Consider the following 17865-nt stretch of genomic DNA (forward strand, 5'->3'; position numbering starts at 1 on the left):
CGCGCGTTGGTCGTACGTGGGAAGGGCGGGAGCGAGGCTCCCGCCCTTCCCACGTTTGTTCGGCCGAGGCCCCGGTGAGCCAGGCCGTCCGGATAGGGTGGACGGATGACGCGAGCAGAGCAGCCAGAGCCTCTGGGCGACTCCGAAGCCGCACCCGCCCCCGGCGCCGCCCCCGTCTTCGACGCGGCCCTCGTCGCGGATTCCCGGGAGCGGGCTGTGAAGGCCCTCGTACGCCACCAGCCGCTGCGCCGGCTGTGGAGCGCGCAGGTCGTCGGCGGCGTCGGCGACGCCCTCGCCCTCCTCGTCCTGGTCCTGCTCGGCCTCCAGGTCGCGGTGACCGAGGGCGCCCTCGGCGGCGGCTACCGGGGCGCGGCCTTCGCCGTCGCCGCCGTCGTCGGCGCCCGGCTGCTCGCCACCGTCCTCTTCGGCGCCGTCCTGCTCGGCCCGCTCACCACCCTGACCGCGCCCGGCGCCGTCCTCGACCGGCGGTGGACCATGATCGGCGCCGACGGGCTGCGGATCGCGCTCCTCGTCATCGCGCCCCTGTGGATCGACTGGACCCCCGGCAGCGCCCTGTGGTTCCTGCTCGGCACCGTCTTCCTGACCGGTGCCGCCGAACGCCTCTGGACCGTCTGCCGCGACGGTGCCGCGCCCGCGCTGCTGCCCGCAGCGCCCGTCGAGGGCGACGCGATCCGGCCGCTCCCCGACCACCTCGGCGCGCTGCGCACGCTCACCCAGCGCACCGCCTTCCTCGCCGTCCCGGCCGCCGCCGCCGTCCTGCTCGGCGCCACCCTGATCGGCAACCTGCTGGGCTCCGGCATCGACTGGTTCTCGCTGCACCAGGCCGCCCTCGGCGCCTACGTCGCCGCCGGCCTCTTCGCCGCCTCCGTCAGCGTCCTCGCCGCGATGACCCTGCCCGGCGGACAGACCCCGCGCCCCCGCTCGCCCCTGGAGGGCCTGCGCCGCACCGGAACGGCCGGCAAGGGCCGCACCGGAGCCGTACCGCTGCTCGTCCTGGCCTGCGCCACCGTCGCCGGCGCCATCGGCGCGGCCGCCTCGCTCGCCGCGCTGCACGCCTTCGACCTCGGCGGCGGGCCCGTCACGTACGCGCTGCTCGTCCTCGCGCTCAGCGGCGCCACCGCCGTCGGCATCCGCACCGCCCGCTCCGTGCTCCCGGTGCTCTCCCGGCGCCGGCTGCTCGCCCTCGCCGTCGCCGTCACCGGCGTCGCCCTGATCGCCGTCGGCCTCGTGCCCGACACCGCGACCGTGCTCTTCCTCGCCGCCCTCGCCGGGTACGCGGCCGGCGTCGCCGCGAACACCGGGCACGTCCTGATCGACCAGGAGACCGAGGAGCCGGACCGGGAGCGCACCACCGCGCACCTCCAGGCCACCGCGCGCGTCGGCATCGCCGTCGGCGCGCTCGCCGCGCCGCTGCTCGCCGCCGCGATCGGCCCGTACCCGTTCGTCTCCGAGCCGGGGAAGTCCGTCTTCGACCACGGCGGCGCCGCCTTCACGCTCGCCCTCGTCGGCGCGCTGCTGCTGCCCGTCGCCGCGCTCGTCCTGGCCAGGACCGATGACCGCGCGGGCGTCCCGCTCCGCCGCGACCTGCGCGACGCGCTGCGCGGCGCCGACCCCGCCCAGGCCCCGGCCGCCACCGGCTTCTTCATCGCCCTGGAGGGCGGCGACGGCGCCGGCAAGTCCACCCAGGTCCAGGCGCTCGCCGACTGGATCCGCGCCAAGGGCCACGAGGTCGTCGTCACCCGCGAGCCCGGCGCCACCCCCATCGGCAAGCGGCTCCGCTCGATCCTGCTCGACGTCTCCTCGGCCGGGCTCTCGAACCGCGCCGAGGCGCTGCTGTACGCCGCCGACCGCGCCGAGCACGTCGACTCCCTGGTCCGGCCCGCCCTGGAGCGGGGCGCCATCGTCATCACCGACCGGTACATCGACTCGTCCGTCGCCTACCAGGGCGCCGGCCGCGACCTGTCGCCGACCGAGATCGCCCGCATCTCCCGCTGGGCGACCGGCGGCCTCGTACCGAACCTGACCGTCCTCCTCGACGTCTCCCCGGAGACCGCCCGGGAGCGGTTCACCGAGGCGCCCGACCGGCTGGAGTCGGAGCCGCCCGAGTTCCACGCGCGCGTGCGGGCCGGTTTCCTCGCCCTCGCCGCCGCCGACCCCTCGCGCTACCTCGTCGTCGACGCCGGGCAGGAGCCCGAGTCCGTCACCACCGTCGTACGCCACCGGCTCGACCGGATGCTGCCCCTCTCCGAGGCCGAGGTGAAGGCCGCCGAGGAGGCCCGCCGGAAGGCCGAGGAGGAGGCCCGGCGCAAGGCCGAGGAAGAGGCCGCCCGCAAGGCCGAGGAGGAGCGCCTGGAGCGCGAGCGCCAGGAGCAGCTCGCCAAGCTGCGCGCCGAGGAGGAGGAGCGCAAGCGCCGCGAGGAGGAAGAGGCCCGCAGGCTGGAGGCCGAGCGGCAGGCGGAGGAGGCCCGGCGCAAGGCCGAGGAGGCCCGGCTCGCCGCCGAGGAGGAGGCCCGCCGGCTCGCCGCCGAGGAGAAGGCCCGCCGCGAGGAGCAGGAACGCCTCCGCAAGCAGGCCGAGGAGGAGGCCCGGCTCCGCGCCGAGGCCGAGGCGCTCCGCCAGGAGAAGCAGCGCAAGGCCGAGGAGGCCCTGCTCCGCGCGGAGGAGGCCCGCCGGGCGGCGGCCGCTGCCGCCGCCGCGAAGGCGGCCGAGGAAGCGGCGGCGCGGGCCGCCGCGGAGCGGGCCGCGGCCGAGGCGGAGGCGGCGGAACGGAAGGCCGCCGCCGAGCGCGCGGCCGCCGAGCGCGCCGCGGCGGCGAAGGCCGCTGCCGAGCGGGCCGCTGCCGAGCGGGCGGCGGCCGAGGCTTCGGCCAACGAGGTCACCGTCCAGACGCCCGTCGTGAAGCTCGACAAGGATTCCTCCTCCGCTTCCTCCGCTTCCTCCTCGTCCGCCGCCTCGCCCTCGGCTTCGGCGGACGAGGTCACCGTGGCGACGCCGGTCGTCCGGCCGGAGGACCCGCGCCGGCCCGAGGCCGAGACGGCCGTCCTGCCGCAGATCGCCGACCGTGGGGTCGACGAGACCGCCGTGCTGCCGCCCGTACGGGACGCGCGGCCGGCGGCGGACCCGGCGGACCGGGTGCCGCAGGACTTCTTCCGCGACGGGACCGACTCGGAGGGGGCGAACGACGTCACCCGCGAGCTGCCGCAGCTGGACGACAAGGGCCGGCCGCGGCGCCGTTCCGACTGGGCCGAGGAGACCCCGCTGGACGATCTGCCGACGCTCGCCGACGAGCTGTTCGGCGGCTACGACGACCGGGACGACTGAGGCCCGGACCGTCCGGACCGTCCGGGCGTCCGGGCCGTCCGGGCCGGGTTGTCGGTCGGCTGCCCCACAATGGAGGACGTACCTTCAGGGAGGGGCAGACATGGCCGTATGGGACGACCTGGTCGGACAGGAGCGGGTCGAGGAGCAGCTCACCGCCGCCGCACGGGACGCCGACGCGCTGGTCACCGCCCAGGCCGCCGGCGAGCCCGGCCCCGAGGCGTCGAAGATGACGCACGCCTGGCTCTTCACCGGCCCGCCCGGCGCGGGCCGGGTCGACGCCGCCCGCGCCTTCGCGGCGGCCCTCCAGTGCGTCAGCCCGGACCGGGCGCTCGGCGGGGCGCCCGGCTGCGGCTTCTGCACCGGCTGCCACACGGTCCTCGTCGGCACGCACGCCGACGTGACGACGGTCTCCGCCGTCGGCACCGAGATCCTCGTCAAGGACATGCGCGACACCGTCCGCAAGTCCTTCACCTCCCCGGCCACCGGCCGCTGGCAGATCATCCTCGTCACCGACGCCGAGCGGCTCAACGAGAAGTCGGCCAACGCCGTCCTCAAGGCCGTCGAGGAGCCCGCGCCGCGCACCGTCTGGCTGCTCTGCGCGCCCTCGGTCGAGGACGTGCTGCCGACGATCCGCTCCCGCTGCCGCCACCTGACCCTGCGCACCCCGCCGGTCGAGGCCGTCGCCGACGTGCTGATCCGGCGCGACGGCATCGAGCCCGAGCTCGCCCACGCGGCCGCCCGCGCCACCCAGGGCCACGTCGACCGGGCCCGTCGGCTCGCCACCGACGAGCGGGCCAGAGCCCGCCGCGCCGTCGTCCTGAAGCTGCCGCTGCGGGTGGCGGACATCGGCGGCTGCCTGCGGGCCGCGCAGGAGCTGGTGGACGCGGCGGCGGAGGACGCGAAGCAGGTCGCCGAGGAGGTCGACACCAAGGAGACCGAGGAGCTGAAGGCGGCGCTCGGGGCCGTCCAGGGCGGGCGGATGCCGCGCGGCACCGCCGGCATGATGAAGGAGCTGGAGGAGAAGCAGAAGCGCCGCGGCCGCCGCACCCAGCTCGACAGCCTGGACCTCGCCCTGACCGACCTGACCGGCTTCTACCGGGACGTGCTGACGCTCCAGCTGGCCACCGGCTCCGCGCTGGCCAACGAGGACGTGCGGGACGCGGTGGAGCGGATCGCCCGCGACACCACCCCGGAGCGGACGCTGCGCCGGGTGGAGGCCGTCCTCGCCTGCCGCGAGGCCCTGGAGCGGAACGTGGCGCCGCTGCTCGCGGTCGAGGCGATGACGATGGCCCTCCGCGACTGACCGCCCGACCCGCCCGGTCCGGTCCCACCCGCCCCTACCCGACCCCGCCCGGCGGCCGCGCGCCAGACCAGACCCGACGCGACCGACCCAACCCGACCGACCCGACTCCACGCGATTGGACACGGTCCGTACCCGTCCGGATACGCTCCGGGAATGGACTCCAGGCGTCTCCTCCGCATCTCCGCCACGGCGCTCGCCGCGGCCGGGCTGATCCTCTCCGGCTGTACGGGCGGGAGCGGCGCCGCCGCTCCCGAGCGCCCGGGGGCCGGCACGGCGCGGCAGGCCGCCTCCCCGGTGCCGTCGCCCGAGGCGCTGAAGAAGTACTACGGACAGAAGCTGTCCTGGCGGGACTGCGGCGTCCCCGGCTTCCAGTGCGCGACGCTCCGGGCCCCGCTCGACTACGCGAAGCCCGACGGGCGCGAGGTGCGGCTGGCCGTCTCCCGGGTGCGGGCCACCGGGCCCGGCGAGCGGATCGGCTCGCTCCTGGTGAACCCGGGCGGGCCGGGCGGCTCGGCCGTCGACTACCTCCAGGGGTACGCGGGCATCGGCTACCCCGAGCCGGTGCGGGCCCGCTACGACATGGTGGCCGTCGACCCGCGCGGGGTCGGCCGCTCCGAGCCCGTCGACTGTCTGACGGGCCCGGAGATGGACACGTACACCCAGGTCGACCAGACGCCGGACGACGCGGCGGAGGTCGAGGCGCTGGCCGCCTCCTTCCGGCGGTTCGCGGCCGGCTGCGAGCAGCGGACCGGCGCGGTCCTGCCGCACGTCTCCACCGTGGAGACGGCCCGCGACATGGACATCCTGCGGGCGGTCCTCGGCGACGCGAAGCTGCACTACGTCGGCGCCTCGTACGGCACCTTCCTCGGCGCCACCTATGCCGAGCTGTTCCCCGGGCGGGTCGGCCGGCTCGTCCTCGACGGCGCGATGGACCCCTCCCTCTCGGCGCTCGACCTCAACCGGGACCAGACGGCCGGCTTCGAGACCGCCTTCCGCGCCTTCGCCGCCGACTGCGTCACCCGGCCCGACTGCCCCCTCGGCACCGAGTCGGTCGCGGCGGCCGGGAACGCCCTCAAGAAGTTCTTCCGCACCACCGACACCACGCCTGTCCCCACCGGCGAGAGCCGCGAGCTCGGCGAGTCCCTGGCGACCACCGGCGTCATCGCGGCCATGTACGACGAGGGCGCCTGGCCCCAGCTGCGGGAGGCCCTGACCCGGGCGATCGGCGGCGAGGGCTCGGCGCTTCTCGCGCTCGCCGACAGCTACTACGAGCGGGAGCCGGACGGCTCGTACGCGAACCTCATGTTCGCCAACGCCGCCGTGAACTGCCTCGACCTGCCCCCCGCCTACCGGGACCCGGCCGGCGCGCAGGCTGCGGCCCCCTCCTTCGACAAGGCCTCCCCGGTCTTCGGCACCGGCCTCGCCTGGGCCGCCCTGAACTGCACCTACTGGCCCTCCGAGGCCACCGGCCGCCCGCACCGCATCACCGCCGACGGCGCCGCCCCGATCCTCGTCGTCGGCACCACCCGCGACCCCGCCACCCCCTACAAGTGGGCCCAGTCCCTCGCCGGCCAGCTCTCCTCCGGCACCCTCCTCACCTACGAGGGCGACGGCCACACCGCCTACGGCCGCGGCAGCGACTGCGTCGACACCGCCGTCAACACCTACCTCCTCGAAGGCACCCCGCCCCCCGCCGGCAAGCGCTGCGCCTAGCCCCCCGGCGCCGCCCCTCCGCCCCTGGTCAAAGCACCCCCGGAAACTGTGTAGACTTGGCGACGCTGCTGCACCGACCATGGTGCTGCACGCGGCGCCGCCTTAGCTCAGTTGGCCAGAGCAACGCACTCGTAATGCGTAGGTCTCGGGTTCGAATCCCGAAGGCGGCTCGGATTAACCCCAGGACTCACTCGCCGTGACCTGGGGTTTTTTCATGCCCGGGTGGTGCGCGTCGCGTGATGGGAACGCCGGGGGAGTGCCCGCGTTGCTTCACCAGTTGGGGTCGAGGACCAGCGGGGCATCCTCGGACGCCATCCAGGCGTCGAACTCCTCCGGTGTCAGGAAGATGGGACGGCTGGCCTCCGCAGCCGTCAGCGCCGCCAGACCGGACAGCGCGGCCGCCGGATCGGTGCCCGCGAGACGTTGCCGTACGTCCTTCAGCTCGGGCAGCACGACGGCCGACGCGCGCGTCACCGGGCCCAGGGCGGCCGCCGCTGAGCCCAGCAGCCCCGAGGTCAGGGACGCCGTGAGCAGCTCCCGCTCCAGCAGCTGCGCGCCCGGCCCGCCGGTGCCGCGGACCGCCACCAAAGCGGCCTGCAGGCCCTGCGCGATCAGCGTGCCGGCTGCCTGGCCCACCAGACCGCCCACCAGTGCCCCGACCACCGGCACCGGGATCACTGTCTGCGTCACCGCCCCGCATGCCCAGCCCAGAGCGGTCCGCAGGGTGGCCTCCGCGCTGCAGGCCGCGAACTCACCCGCGTCGATCCGCCCGCGCGCCAGTGCCACACCGGCCTCCGCCACCGCGTACGCGGCACCGGCCGTCGCGAACGCCAGGTCTCCGCCGCCCAGCACCGCAGGCAGACGCCCGGCCCGCGACGCCGTACGGATCACCGATCCCAGCCCCGCGACGGCCCCGGACCGCGCCGCAGCCTGGGCCGCCGACGCGGCTGCTGTGAGGGCTGCCGACGCGGCCGAGGTCTCACCCGCCCGCACCCGGGCCAGCTGTCCGGCGGCGGACACGGCCCCGGCGACCAGACCACCGACCGCCGCCGCCGTTCCCGCTGCGGCCGCCGCCTCCCGGCCGGCCGCCCGTACCGCCTCACCGCGCGCCCAGCGCATCGGGTCGAGGGCCGAGCGGTGCGCGTCGGCCAGGTCGATCGGGTCGGAGGCGACATTCCCGTACTTCAGCCGGTCCTTCAGATGCGCGTGGGCGTCGGCGTAGTCGGCGAACCGCACTCCCTCGGGAGACATGGCGAGTCGGCGCTCCAGCAGACTGTCCACGGCGGCGACCCGGTCGCCCGCCACCAGTCGCGCCATCCCCTCGTAGTGCGGCTGGGACACCTGGTGAGCGGTCTTCGGGACGCTGTCCATCAACTTGGCCTGCGCCTGGCCCACGATCCGGCCTCGGTCGACGAGCCAGACATCGGCCGGGGCAGTCTGTGAGCCGCCTTCGGCCCACTCCGTGACCACAGCCCGGACCGACGCGCCGGCCCGGATCGCGTTCTGGTTGAAGGAGAGTGCGTGGCGTACCTCGAAGAGGTGTCCGGCACGCTGGGCGTTGCCGATGCCGACGTACCGGCGGACCAGCCGCTCCACCGTCTCCTGGGTGCGCAACGTCTCGACGGTGGCCTCGGCCAGCCGGCGGGTGGCGGCGTCCGCGACCGTCCATGCGGCCTGGTCGGCGGCGCCGGGCAGGACCGTACGGCTCATGCGGCGGATGCCAGTTCGGCAAGGTGGGCCCGGGCGTCCGCAACGACGCGGCCGGACAGCTCGCCGACCCGGCCGTCCTCTCCGGCCGGCGGGGCTGCCATCACCTTCACCGTCGTGCAGGCGAGATCGAAGACCTCCTTGACCTGGGCTCGCTGCTCCGCGTCGTACGCCCCGTAGTCGTCATGGTCGGCGGCCAGTGCCGCGAAGGCCGGCAGCCGCTCCTCCATGGCCACGCAGAGGTCCTTGAGTACGAGGCGGATCTCCCGGCTGCGCTGGAACACCTCGGACAGGGTCCGGCGGGCCTCCGCCAGTTCGGACTCCGCCGCTCCCAGTTCCTCGGCGACCTTCTCCTGGTCCTCGCGGGCCGAGCGGCCCTGCCATTCAAGGAGGACACCGCCCACGACGAGCGCTGGTACGGCGACAACCGCGGCCAGGACCATCGTCCCGGCGGCCACGCCACCGCCGCCCGCCGCCAGCGAACCACCGCCCAGCCAGGCCAGGGTGGCGCTACTCGCGGCGGCCCCGGAAAGCCCGGAGATGGCTGTGCCGGTGGACGCGGTGGCGAAGGCGCCGACGGCCAGGTAGGTGGCCGTGCCGATGCCCGCTCCGGCGGCTCCGCCCCCGATGAGCGACCCGACCGCGGACACCGCGAGTCGCTGTATCTCCTGCAGTTCGACGTCGGCCGTGGCGTGCCCAGCCGGGTCCACCGGGGCAAGTCCGGCCAGATCCACCCGCTTGAGCCGCGCGAAAGCGTCCCGGAAGGGGACGAGGGCCCGATCGTAGGTGGCCTGCCGCTGCTTCTCCTGCGCCGTACTCTCCTGGACGACGTGCCGGTCGAGCTTCCTGCGGCGGGCACTCAGCTTCTCACTGCGCTGTTCGTTCCTTCGCGCGAGCAGGATGGCTCGGTACATGGCTACGGCCATGCGGCATTCCCTCCCCTGGGCAGTCGCACTGACTGGACGTCAGGCTATCGCCGTTCGGGTGCTCGCCAGGGCATGTCCGTGATGCGCGACGTCCCGGGGGACGCCACAAGGCAGGTGCGATGGGGCGGCATCAACCTCATGACGGAAGCGAACCCTGAACTCGCTGTCACCGGCGAGTTCAGGGCGGATGACCTTCAGTGCTGCCTGACGCCCAGACGCTGACCGGGCGAGGTACACGACGCCCATCCCGCCCTCACCAAGGCGCCCCTCCACCTAGGAACGCTCTCCTCCTCCGGGAAGTGATGTTGCCGAGATTCGGGAACGCCTACGTGTTTGTGTCAGGACCGTGGTTGTGCTCGGCCCGGGGCGTGCTGATCTGGCCGGACACGGTGTCCTCGTGGGAGGGATCGCGGTAACCCGTTCGCGTGGCATGCTCCCGGCCGCGTACGTTCCGCCCATGACCAGGACAACGCCGGCCAGGCCGGTCGCAGTGGAGGCTGTGTTCCCGGAACTGGCGGCATACCGGGGGCGGACGACCCGCCTGCACCCGCGGCCGGGGCAGCCCGGGCGGCACGACAGCCATGTCGGCGGGCCGCTGCTGTGGCCCAGCGACGAGCCGTGGCCGGTCTGCCGCGAGCCGCACCAGCCCGAGACCAAGGGGTACGCACCAGAGGAGATCCGCGCCGCCCGGGCCGCGGGCGTGTGGCCTCGGAGCCGCCCGTGGTCCGGCGCCGGCAGTCCGGGGGAGGACGGGCCGACCCCTTTCGTGGGGCTCGCCCAGTTCTTCGGCCGGGACGTCCCCGGTCTGGCCGTCGGTCCCGGCGGCGCTGACCTGGTGCAGCTCTTCCGTTGCCCGCGCACCCACGGCCCGTACCTCGAGCGCCGATACCTCCTGCGGTGGAGGCCGGCCGCGCAGACGGAGCGAGCGGACCGCTTCCTTGCCCCCGCGCCTGAAGTGCCGTTGCTCCGGCGGGAGGACGAACTCCCCGAACCCTGTGTCGTGCACCCCGAGGAGGTGGACACCTATCCGTGGGCAGAGGACGACACGCTGCCTGCGGCTCTGATCGACCGCATCGACGCCTGGGACGATACCCGGACGGCGGAAGGCGGCCGCGACGCACCGAACTACCAGGGCGCTCTCTCGATCCCGCCCGGCTGGCGGGTCGGCGGCTTTCCCAGCTGGGCGTCCACGGGCCCGATGGACATCACTTGCGCGTCCTGCGCGGCCCCGATGCGGCTCCTGCTGACGGCCGGGGGCGGCGAGATGGACCGCGACTCGCACAGCTGGATGCCGATGGAAGACCGCGATCCGTCCCTACAGGGGATGGCCTCGATCCGGGGCGGCCAGTCCGTCGCCCGGCCCACCCGGCTCCGCTTCGGCCGTGACCGAGACCTGCACGTCTTCACCTGCCCGGCCGACCCGGGACACCCGCCTCGATGGGTGCTCTCCTGATCCGTTCCAAGAGCGACAGATTCGGCCGGCGGGCACCGCTGCGAGCCGCCAGCACTGTTCCTGGATCTCGCCGGTATTCCCCACGCCAACCAGCCGCGACCGTTCCCCGAATCCGGCTGCGACCGTTCCTGCACGTCGCCTACGTAGCCAGGGGCGGGGAACTCACGGCGGCGCAGGAGCCGGTCTTGGCGTCGGTGTTTGCCTGTTCGCCGCGGGGTGGCTGGTCCGACGGCGGTTGCCGGTTGAGCTTCTCGAAGCCGTAGGCCCAGTAGTGCGGGTTGTACGTGGGGTCGTCGTCCTGGTCGCGGAAGACGTAGTCGATCACGTCGAGGTAGGTGGTGATGTCCTTGCGGCAGTCCCGCTTGGCGTACCAGCGGGCGATCATCTCCTCGGCCTGCTCCGGGTCGGCCGGGTACTGGCTGAGCACGAAGGGCCGCGTCCGGCACTCCGGTGATGAGGTGGCCGCCGGGCGTGAGCACGCGGAACGCCTCACGGGTGTAGGTCTTGGCGGAGCGGGGGTGGTCGATGTGCTCCAGGAAGTGCTCCGAGAAGATCTCCTGGGTGCTCGCCTCGGCGAGCGGCAGGCCCTCGCGTACGTCCCCACAGGAGGTCGGCCGGCGGGACGATGTCGATGGTGAAGAAGCCTTCGATGCGGTGACTGCCGCCACCGATCTGGACCTGGGCGGGGTGGGCTTGGGCGTCGTGCGTGGCCGGCGTGTCTTGCTTCCTGGGTCGCCGGTGGTGGGTGGTTCAGGTGGTTCGGGTGGTTCGGGTGCCGAGCTGCTCGATCCTCCACGGCCCCAGGCCGTTGCCCGGGTGGTGTCGCCCCGTAATCGGTGAAGTCGGTGTCGACAGGTCTCGGGTTCGAATCCCGAAGGCGGCTCAGAGAAAGACCAGGTCAGAGGGTGTCTGACCTGGTCTTTCTGTTACTCGGAGCATGGCGGGTGACGCGGCCGGGCGCCGTGGATTCTTTGCGTGAGCGATGCGTGAGTGGGGCCCCAGCCTTCTTCTCGGTGTCCCCGCGGGCGTCCACGGCTTTCCGGGGCGAGCAGATGGCGCGGTGCGGCTCCTACCGGGAGCCGACGCGCTTCTTCGTGAGTCGGGATCGCCAGGCCCAGCGGGTGAGCGCTCCGACGGCGAGGGAAGCGAGGATGGCGCCCCAGTCGATGACGTGGGGGAGGCCGGGGAAGAAGGAGAAGAAGGCGAGTGCTGCGGCCGCGCCGACGAGGAAGGCGACGATGTCGGCGCGGCGGCGCTTGGCTTCCCGGTCGGGGTCCTCGGGCATGGGCTGGGGGCTCATGTGCGGCTCACTTCGTGATGTGGTGGCATTGGCTGACCCGGCGGACACCGTTGATGTTCAGGTGGGCGCATGCCTTGCCGTAGCGGGGAAGCTTCTGGGGTGCGTTGTTCCGCATCGGGTCGATCTTGCACTCGGTGTGGGTTGCGCCGCGGGAGGTGCGGTATGTCTTGTTGCGGGTGTCCGCGTAGGTGAAGTCGATCCGCCAGTTGCAGAAGCCGGCGTTGAGGGCTCCGACGAATCCGCAGTCGACGCCTGCGTTCTGGTAGGTGATCTTCTTGCCCTCGCCGCGGATGACGTGCGTGAACATGCAGCCGGTCGGGATCCTCATGGTGACGCCTCCGACCTGGTAGTCGAAGCTGGCCACAGGTGTGGACCCGATGGCCGTGGCGTGGGCTTGGGCTGGGAGCAGAAGCGCGAGTGTGGATGCCCCAGCGACAGCTGTCGAGATGCGGGCCATGAGCCGGGTAAGCATGCTTGATGCTCCTTTGGGTGAGTGTCCCTGCAGAGCGGAGAACGCCTCTGACCAGCCCGTGTTTCGCCTCAACGCGATGGTCCACTACGAAGAGTGATCAACAGGTTGGCTTGCTGACCGACCGTATGGATAGGGGGCCAAGGTCGGTTGCGCGAGGTTCGAATCGCGGGGGCGGTTCAGGGACCGCAGCTCGATAGAGTGCACGGCCGGTGGAGCGCACCCAGACCAACTGCGCTCTCAGACCGTGACGGGGTGGGCATGCACGGAGCGAAGCTGGACGGTCGGTACCGCCTGGAATCAGTCCTGGGCGCTGGTGGCATGGGCCAGGTGTGGCGAGCCTTCGACGAACGGGTCGGCCGCCCGGTAGCGGTGAAACTGTTGACAGGCGCCGACCCGGTGTCCGCCAACGTCGAGCGGTTCGCTGCAGAGGCAAGGGCCGCCGGCAACCTCAGCAGCCCGCATATCGTGACCATCCACGACTTCGGCCGCACCGGCCCTGACCAGGGCCGCGCACCGTTCCTCGTCATGGAACTCATCGAGGGGCAATCCCTGGAAGAGGTCATCTCCCAGGGAGCCCCGCCCCCGGTGCGGGACGCTCTCGACTGGACCCTGCAGGTGTGCACCGGCCTGGCCACCGCCCACCGCGCCGGCCTCGTCCACCGGGACATCAAGCCCGCGAACGCCATGCTCCTGTCCGGAGGCGCCGTCAAGATCCTCGACTTCGGGATCGCCAAGCACCTCTACGAGGACCTCGCTCTCACCGGCACCGGCCACGCCATAGGGACGGCTGCCTACATGGCTCCCGAGCAGGCTCGAGGTGACCGGAACATCGGCCCCGCAGCCGACCTCTACGCCGTCGGCTGCCTGCTCTACACCCTCCTGACCGGTCAGCCACCCTTCACCGGAGCGCCGCTGGCCGTCCTCCACCAGCACCTGACTCGGCAGCCCGAAGCACCCAGCAGTCTCCGCCCCTCCATCCCCGCCACGGTGGACGAGGTCGTCCTACACCTTCTGGCAAAGGAGGCCGCCGACAGGCCCGCCGATGCCGCCCACGTCATCGACGCTATCGAAACGCTGCTCGCGGCACCCGCACAGCGCCACCATCCCACCTCACCTTCAGCGGTCGCTCCGGAGTTCTCCTCCACCCCGACCATGACCGCGTGGCGGTCGCAGCCTGCAACGCCGCACCCGCCGACCGTTCCCGACGCGGCCCCCGCCCCCGCCCCCGCGCCGGAAGCCGCCGTGCCGGCCCGACGCGAGCCCGCGCCGATCGACGCTTCGCCGGAGCCGACAGCCGCACCCGCGGAGCCGCAGGCGGCAGGGTCTGCCGCCATGGGACGCAGCGTGCTGGCAGGAAGCGCCTTGGTGGGGCTTCAACTGGTCGCTTTCGCCTCTTGGTCCGTGACCTGGGCGATCCCGGTCACCATCGGTGCAGCCCTGCTCCTGGCCCTCGGGCTGAAGTTCGACGAGCTCACCGCCGAAGACGCGGGCGGGGCAGGTGGGTTCTCCGTCTCCATGGGCGTGACCGTGATCTCCTGCCTGCTGCTTCTGACCATCTCGTCCATGCCCTGGTGGGGCGTGCTGATCCTGAGCTGGGTGATGTGCCCCCTCCTGTGGGGGGTGCAGAAGCCGCTCGTGCGAAGGCTGAGCAAAACGTTCACTCGGCACCCCGCCGAAGTGCAGATGGCGGTCAGTGTCGGCATGGTGGACGCCACGCTCACGACCGGACTCCTCGTCGGCACGCAGTTGCCGGTCTTGACCGCCGTCCTTCTCGGTGTCCTTACGTGGATGGCCACGTCCGCCGTGCTGACCGTCCTACTGCCCTTCCGTCAGCCGGTCGGATCCCGCACCGTCCGTCGGGCCGCCCCGGGGGCGTCGGGCAGGACAGGTAGGTGATCTTGCTTTCGAGGCGCACCGTCGGGGAGGCGAGGCGCAAGCGCTTCGGCGGGCAGATGGAGCGCCTGGCGTCACACAGTCTGTGACCTGGGGTTTTCTGGCCGCTGTGTGCTCGGCCTCGGCCTCGGCCTTGCGTGGCGCGGGAGTCGCTGTGCTCTAGGGTGTCGGACGCGGTCTCCGTGTCGGTGCCGGTGGCGAGCTGAGGGTGGCCGCGTCGTGCCGCAGATCGTGCAGCCGGATCGGCGGAAGGCTTGCGGGCAGGGCCTGTGGCGCGGTGGAAGGGCGGCATTGCTTCGATCGCGGCCTTCGTCGCCTTGCGGCGGGCGCGGTTCTCTGCGCCTTTTCACGGGATGGCCGAGAACGCCTCCCCGTTGCGGACCGACAGCGCATCGCGCGCGATGGCGACCTGACATATTTCAGCCATCGATAGTCTGAAACTCGCCAGCGTTATGAATATCGCCGCGCAGCAACGCCCGCGACGCCACCCGGAGCCTCGTCCTCCTCGGCCTCGCGGGATCACAACAAGGACGTCACACGACTACGTTGAAGCCCTGCCTCGGCCCCGTGGACCGCCATATGAGACACCCGCTAAGTGCTGTCAACCGGCGCGGCAGATGGCTTATGATCCCCGAACCAAGCCTTTGACCTGGGGTATTTGCATGGGCGATAGAGGATCGATGACAGTCGCAGGCTCGGGAAAGAATGGGTTTCCGTCCGCACAGGAACCCAGGTTCCATGTACTCGGCTCGCTTGAGGTATGGGCCGGTGACATACGAGTGCGTCTCGGTGGAACCATCCAAGAGCGAGTTCTGGCCACCCTGCTCCTCGAACCCGGGCGGGTCGTACCGATTGCCAGACTGGTTGAGGCCGTCTGGGAGGAGGACCCTCCTGCGACCGCGTCGCACCAGGTGCGCAAGGCTGTCGCCGATCTCCGCCGACGCCTGCCGTCCGGCAGGGAGATGATCAGCACGGACGGCCCGGGCTACCGGGTGATCACGTCGGCCGGCCAGCTCGATCTTCTCGATTTCGACGCACGGATCCTGACAGCGGCACAAGCCGTGGCCGTCGGGAGGCTCACCGATGCCTGCGCGGAGCTGCAGGGCGCTCTCGATCTGTGGCGTGGACCCGTCCTCGCGGGCGAGGGCGGCCCGGTGATCGGCCGCGCGGCGACCGCGCTGGAGGAGCGCCGTCTCGCCGCAGCCGAACAGCTCTACGAACTGCGCCTCGAACTCGGCGCGAGCAGCGAGCTCGTCGCGAGTCTGCGGGCACTCGTCGACGCGCACCCCTTGCGTGAGACGCTGCGCGGCCAGCTCATGCTGGCCCTGTACCGCTCGGGACGACAGGCGGAAGCCCTGGAGGAGTACCGGAAGGTACGCGAGTTGCTCGTCGACGAGCTCGGCATCGATCCGGGGTCCCGACTGGTCAAGCTGTACGAGGGGATCCTGCGGGAGAGTCCGGAGCTGACACCCCCGCAGGAGGGTGCCCCCGTCATTGCCTCCGGAACGCCGGCTGAGCAACGCGGTCCGGTTTCCACACTGCCGTATGCGCTGCCGGATTTCACGGGCCGGGACAAGGAACTGGCAGTCCTGCTCAGCCGGGTCCGGGCCGAGACGCTGCCGGATGAGCACAGCGCCCGGGTCGTGGCCATCGACGGGATGGGCGGCGCGGGCAAGACCTCCTTGGCCGTACGCGCCGCTCACCAGCTGACCGAGGAGTTCCCCGACGGGCAACTCTATGTGGACCTGCGCGGGTTCACCCCCGGTGAGCAGCTCCCCATACCGGCATCGACAGCACTGGACATCCTGCTGCGCGCGATCGGCACGCCGAGCGAGCACATACCCGAGGACCTGCCCGGCCGGACCGCCACATGGCGGTCCGCACTGGCGGGGCGCCGGATGCTGGTGCTGCTCGACAACGCCTCCGACGCCGCTCAGGTCCAGCCGCTCCTTGCGGCTCCCCCCGGCTGCCTCGTGCTGATCACCAGCCGGGTGCGGTTGCTCGACCTCGACGGCATCGAGTGGATCTCCCTGGGGCTGATGCCACCCGAGGACAGTGCCACGCTGGTGGCGCGGACGCTGGGCCCGGACCGTGTGAAAGCCGAACCAGAGGCGGCCGCCGAGCTCGCCGAGCTGTGCGGTCATCTCCCCCTGGCGCTGCGGATCGCCACCGCACGGCTGCGCAACCGGCCCCGGTGGACCGTGCGGCATCTCGTCGAGCGACTGCAGGACGAGAGCCGTCGGATGGACGAGCTGAGCTCAGGCGAACGCAGCGTCGCAGTGACCCTTCAGTTGTCCTACCTGGCCATGGACCACAGGCACCGCGCCGCGTTCCGCGCCCTCGGCCTGCACCCTGGTGATGCCATCGACGCACACTCGGCGGCCGCGCTGCTCGACACCGATGTCCGGGCTGCCGAGGGCATTCTGGAGCTTCTGCTCGACGTGCATCTGCTCCAACAGCCCGGACTGGGCGAGTACACCTTCCACGACCTCGTACGCAGCTTCGCCCAGAGCCAGCACGGACCGATGACGGAACGGACCAACGCGGACGCCGTCGAGCGGCTGCTCAGCTACTACCTGACAGCCACCAACGTCGCCTGCGACGTACTGTTCCCAGGTCGTACCGCCCGCTCGGCCGGGATCCCTCGGTATCAGGGAGAGCTCCCGGAACTGGCGGACGCGAAGATCGCCGGCTGCTGGTTCCGTCGCGAACATCAGCGACTGCTGGCGGTCGTGGACCTGGCCGCTCGGCTCGGCTACGACCGGCACACCGGCTGGCTGGTCCGCGACCTGGTCTTCCATCTGAACGCGGGGGGATATTTCGAGGAGTTCCGAGCGCTCGGCCGCCTCGCGGTCCAGGCCGCGCGTCGGCTCGACGATCCGGTCCTCTTGAGCATCAGCCTGTCCAGTCTCGGCGCCGCCTGCTGGAAGCTCGGCTACTTCGAGGAGGGCATCAACGTCGCCCGCGAGGGACGCGCGATCGCGGTACGCCTCGGCGACCGTGACGCCGAGGCGAACAGCGAGTCCACTCTCGGGCTGCTCATGTCGATGCTGGGGCGGTACAACGAGGCCCTTCCCCTGTTGGAGCACGCGGTCGAACTCGCCAGGGAACTCGGCACTGCCCGCGCCGAGGCGGAGACCCAGACGAACCTCAGCTCGCTGTACGCGCGATGGGGCCGCTACCCGGAGGCGGCGGCGTCCGCCCTCCGAGCCCTTGAGCTGGAGCGGGACACCGCGAACCCGGTCAACGAGACCATGGCTCTGGCCGATCTGGCCTTCGCCCAGCTGGGCATGGGGCAGTACGTGGACGCCGAGGCGAGTCTGAGGCGCGCCCGCGAGTTGTGCGACGAGAGCGCGCCGCAGGGCGACGTCGCCCTGGTGCTGGCGCTGTCCGCCGAGGTAGCCCACCGCCTCGGCGACGGTGATGCGGCGTCCGAGCTCGCGGAACGCGCCCAGATCCTCGCGCGGTCCGGTGGTACGCCGGTCCGCCAGGCGAAGGCCGAGAACATCCTCGGCCGGCTGCATACCGCACAAGGGCAGTACACCTCGGCGACGGCGTTGCACGCCCACGCGCTCGAGGTCGCCTCGGCGATCCAGTTCCGCTCCGAGCAGGCGTCCGCGTACCTGGGTCTGGCCCGCGCGGCCAAGGGACTTGGCGACGGCGCGACGGCCTCGAAGAACCTCCTGGCGGCAGCCGAGTTGTTCGACCTCATGGAGATTCCGGAGGCCGGCCGCAGTCATTGAGGAAGGCGGCACA

General features: G+C 72.3%; 10 protein-coding genes, 1 tRNA gene and 1 pseudogene. 7 read left to right on the top strand and 5 right to left on the bottom strand.

From position 1 onward, the window contains the following. Positions 1-105 precede the first annotated feature (105 nt). The 4 genes from tmk (at position 106) to HHL19_RS27920 (ending at position 6528) form a co-directional block, all read left to right on the top strand. A complete protein-coding gene (gene tmk / locus HHL19_RS27905; RefSeq protein WP_169093106.1) occupies positions 106-3342 on the top strand; it encodes a dTMP kinase in 3237 nt (1078 codons plus the stop codon). Between the two features lie 100 nt (positions 3343-3442). After that, positions 3443-4645, top strand: coding sequence for a DNA polymerase III subunit delta' (locus tag HHL19_RS27910; protein ID WP_169093107.1), 1203 nt, complete (start codon positions 3443-3445; stop codon positions 4643-4645). 153 nt (positions 4646-4798) lie between these two features. After that, positions 4799-6358, top strand: a complete 1560-nt coding sequence (locus HHL19_RS27915) for an alpha/beta hydrolase (RefSeq protein ID WP_169093108.1) — start codon at positions 4799-4801, stop codon at positions 6356-6358. A 96-nt stretch (positions 6359-6454) separates the two neighbouring features. Next, positions 6455-6528, top strand: a tRNA-Thr gene (locus HHL19_RS27920). A gap of 100 nt (positions 6529-6628) precedes the next feature. On the opposite strand, the gene HHL19_RS27925 is transcribed toward HHL19_RS27920, so the two are convergent. Together HHL19_RS27925 and HHL19_RS27930 are read right to left on the bottom strand one after the other, a co-directional pair. Then, on the bottom strand, positions 6629-8068 hold the full coding sequence (locus HHL19_RS27925) for a hypothetical protein (RefSeq protein WP_169093109.1): 1440 nt from the start codon (positions 8066-8068) through the stop codon (positions 6629-6631). Further along, complete coding sequence (locus tag HHL19_RS27930; RefSeq protein ID WP_169093110.1) at positions 8065-8991, bottom strand: hypothetical protein; 927 nt, start codon at positions 8989-8991, stop codon at positions 8065-8067. The genes HHL19_RS27925 and HHL19_RS27930 overlap by 4 nt, the downstream gene beginning before the upstream one ends. Before the next feature lie 457 nt (positions 8992-9448). On the opposite strand from HHL19_RS27930, the gene HHL19_RS27935 reads away from it, so the two are divergent. Next, on the top strand, positions 9449-10444 hold the full coding sequence (locus HHL19_RS27935; protein WP_169093111.1) for a hypothetical protein: 996 nt from the start codon (positions 9449-9451) through the stop codon (positions 10442-10444). Between the two features lie 244 nt (positions 10445-10688). Here the strand turns inward: HHL19_RS27935 and HHL19_RS27940 are convergent. The 3 genes and pseudogenes from HHL19_RS27940 to HHL19_RS27950 all read right to left on the bottom strand — a co-directional run. Further along, positions 10689-11131: pseudogene (locus HHL19_RS27940) on the bottom strand (methyltransferase domain-containing protein); the annotation flags it as partial. A gap of 382 nt (positions 11132-11513) precedes the next feature. Continuing rightward, on the bottom strand, positions 11514-11744 hold the full coding sequence (locus HHL19_RS27945; RefSeq protein ID WP_169093112.1) for a hypothetical protein: 231 nt from the start codon (positions 11742-11744) through the stop codon (positions 11514-11516). A gap of 7 nt (positions 11745-11751) precedes the next feature. Further along, the gene (locus HHL19_RS27950; protein WP_346768410.1) at positions 11752-12072 is read right to left on the bottom strand and encodes a hypothetical protein; all 321 of its coding nucleotides are present in this window, start codon (positions 12070-12072) and stop codon (positions 11752-11754) included. A 402-nt stretch (positions 12073-12474) separates the two neighbouring features. On the opposite strand from HHL19_RS27950, the gene HHL19_RS27955 reads away from it, so the two are divergent. Next, complete coding sequence (locus tag HHL19_RS27955) at positions 12475-14112, top strand: serine/threonine-protein kinase (protein WP_169117483.1); 1638 nt, start codon at positions 12475-12477, stop codon at positions 14110-14112. Between the two features lie 677 nt (positions 14113-14789). Further along, complete coding sequence (locus HHL19_RS27960) at positions 14790-17852, top strand: BTAD domain-containing putative transcriptional regulator (protein WP_169093115.1); 3063 nt, start codon at positions 14790-14792, stop codon at positions 17850-17852. Positions 17853-17865: the final 13 nt, after the last annotated feature.

The sequence above is a fragment of the Streptomyces sp. R302 genome (genome assembly GCF_012927245.1).
In the GTDB taxonomy this organism is placed as follows: domain Bacteria; phylum Actinomycetota; class Actinomycetes; order Streptomycetales; family Streptomycetaceae; genus Streptomyces.

Bases quoted from the DNA above. Each gene is read 5' to 3' on its own strand.
- HHL19_RS27945 (WP_169093112.1), bottom strand. From the start codon at position 11,744: ATGAGCCCCCAGCCCATGCCCGAGGACCCCGACCGGGAAGCCAAGCGC.
- HHL19_RS27955 (WP_169117483.1), top strand. From the start codon at position 12,475: ATGCACGGAGCGAAGCTGGACGGTCGGTACCGCCTGGAATCAGTCCTG.
- HHL19_RS27935 (WP_169093111.1), top strand. From the start codon at position 9,449: ATGACCAGGACAACGCCGGCCAGGCCGGTCGCAGTGGAGGCTGTGTTC.
- HHL19_RS27925 (WP_169093109.1), bottom strand. From the start codon at position 8,068: ATGAGCCGTACGGTCCTGCCCGGCGCCGCCGACCAGGCCGCATGGACG.
- HHL19_RS27930 (WP_169093110.1), bottom strand. From the start codon at position 8,991: ATGGCCGTAGCCATGTACCGAGCCATCCTGCTCGCGCGAAGGAACGAA.
- HHL19_RS27950 (WP_346768410.1), bottom strand. From the start codon at position 12,072: ATGAGGATCCCGACCGGCTGCATGTTCACGCACGTCATCCGCGGCGAG.
- HHL19_RS27910 (WP_169093107.1), top strand. From the start codon at position 3,443: ATGGCCGTATGGGACGACCTGGTCGGACAGGAGCGGGTCGAGGAGCAG.
- HHL19_RS27915 (WP_169093108.1), top strand. From the start codon at position 4,799: ATGGACTCCAGGCGTCTCCTCCGCATCTCCGCCACGGCGCTCGCCGCG.
- tmk (WP_169093106.1), top strand. From the start codon at position 106: ATGACGCGAGCAGAGCAGCCAGAGCCTCTGGGCGACTCCGAAGCCGCA.
- HHL19_RS27960 (WP_169093115.1), top strand. From the start codon at position 14,790: ATGACAGTCGCAGGCTCGGGAAAGAATGGGTTTCCGTCCGCACAGGAA.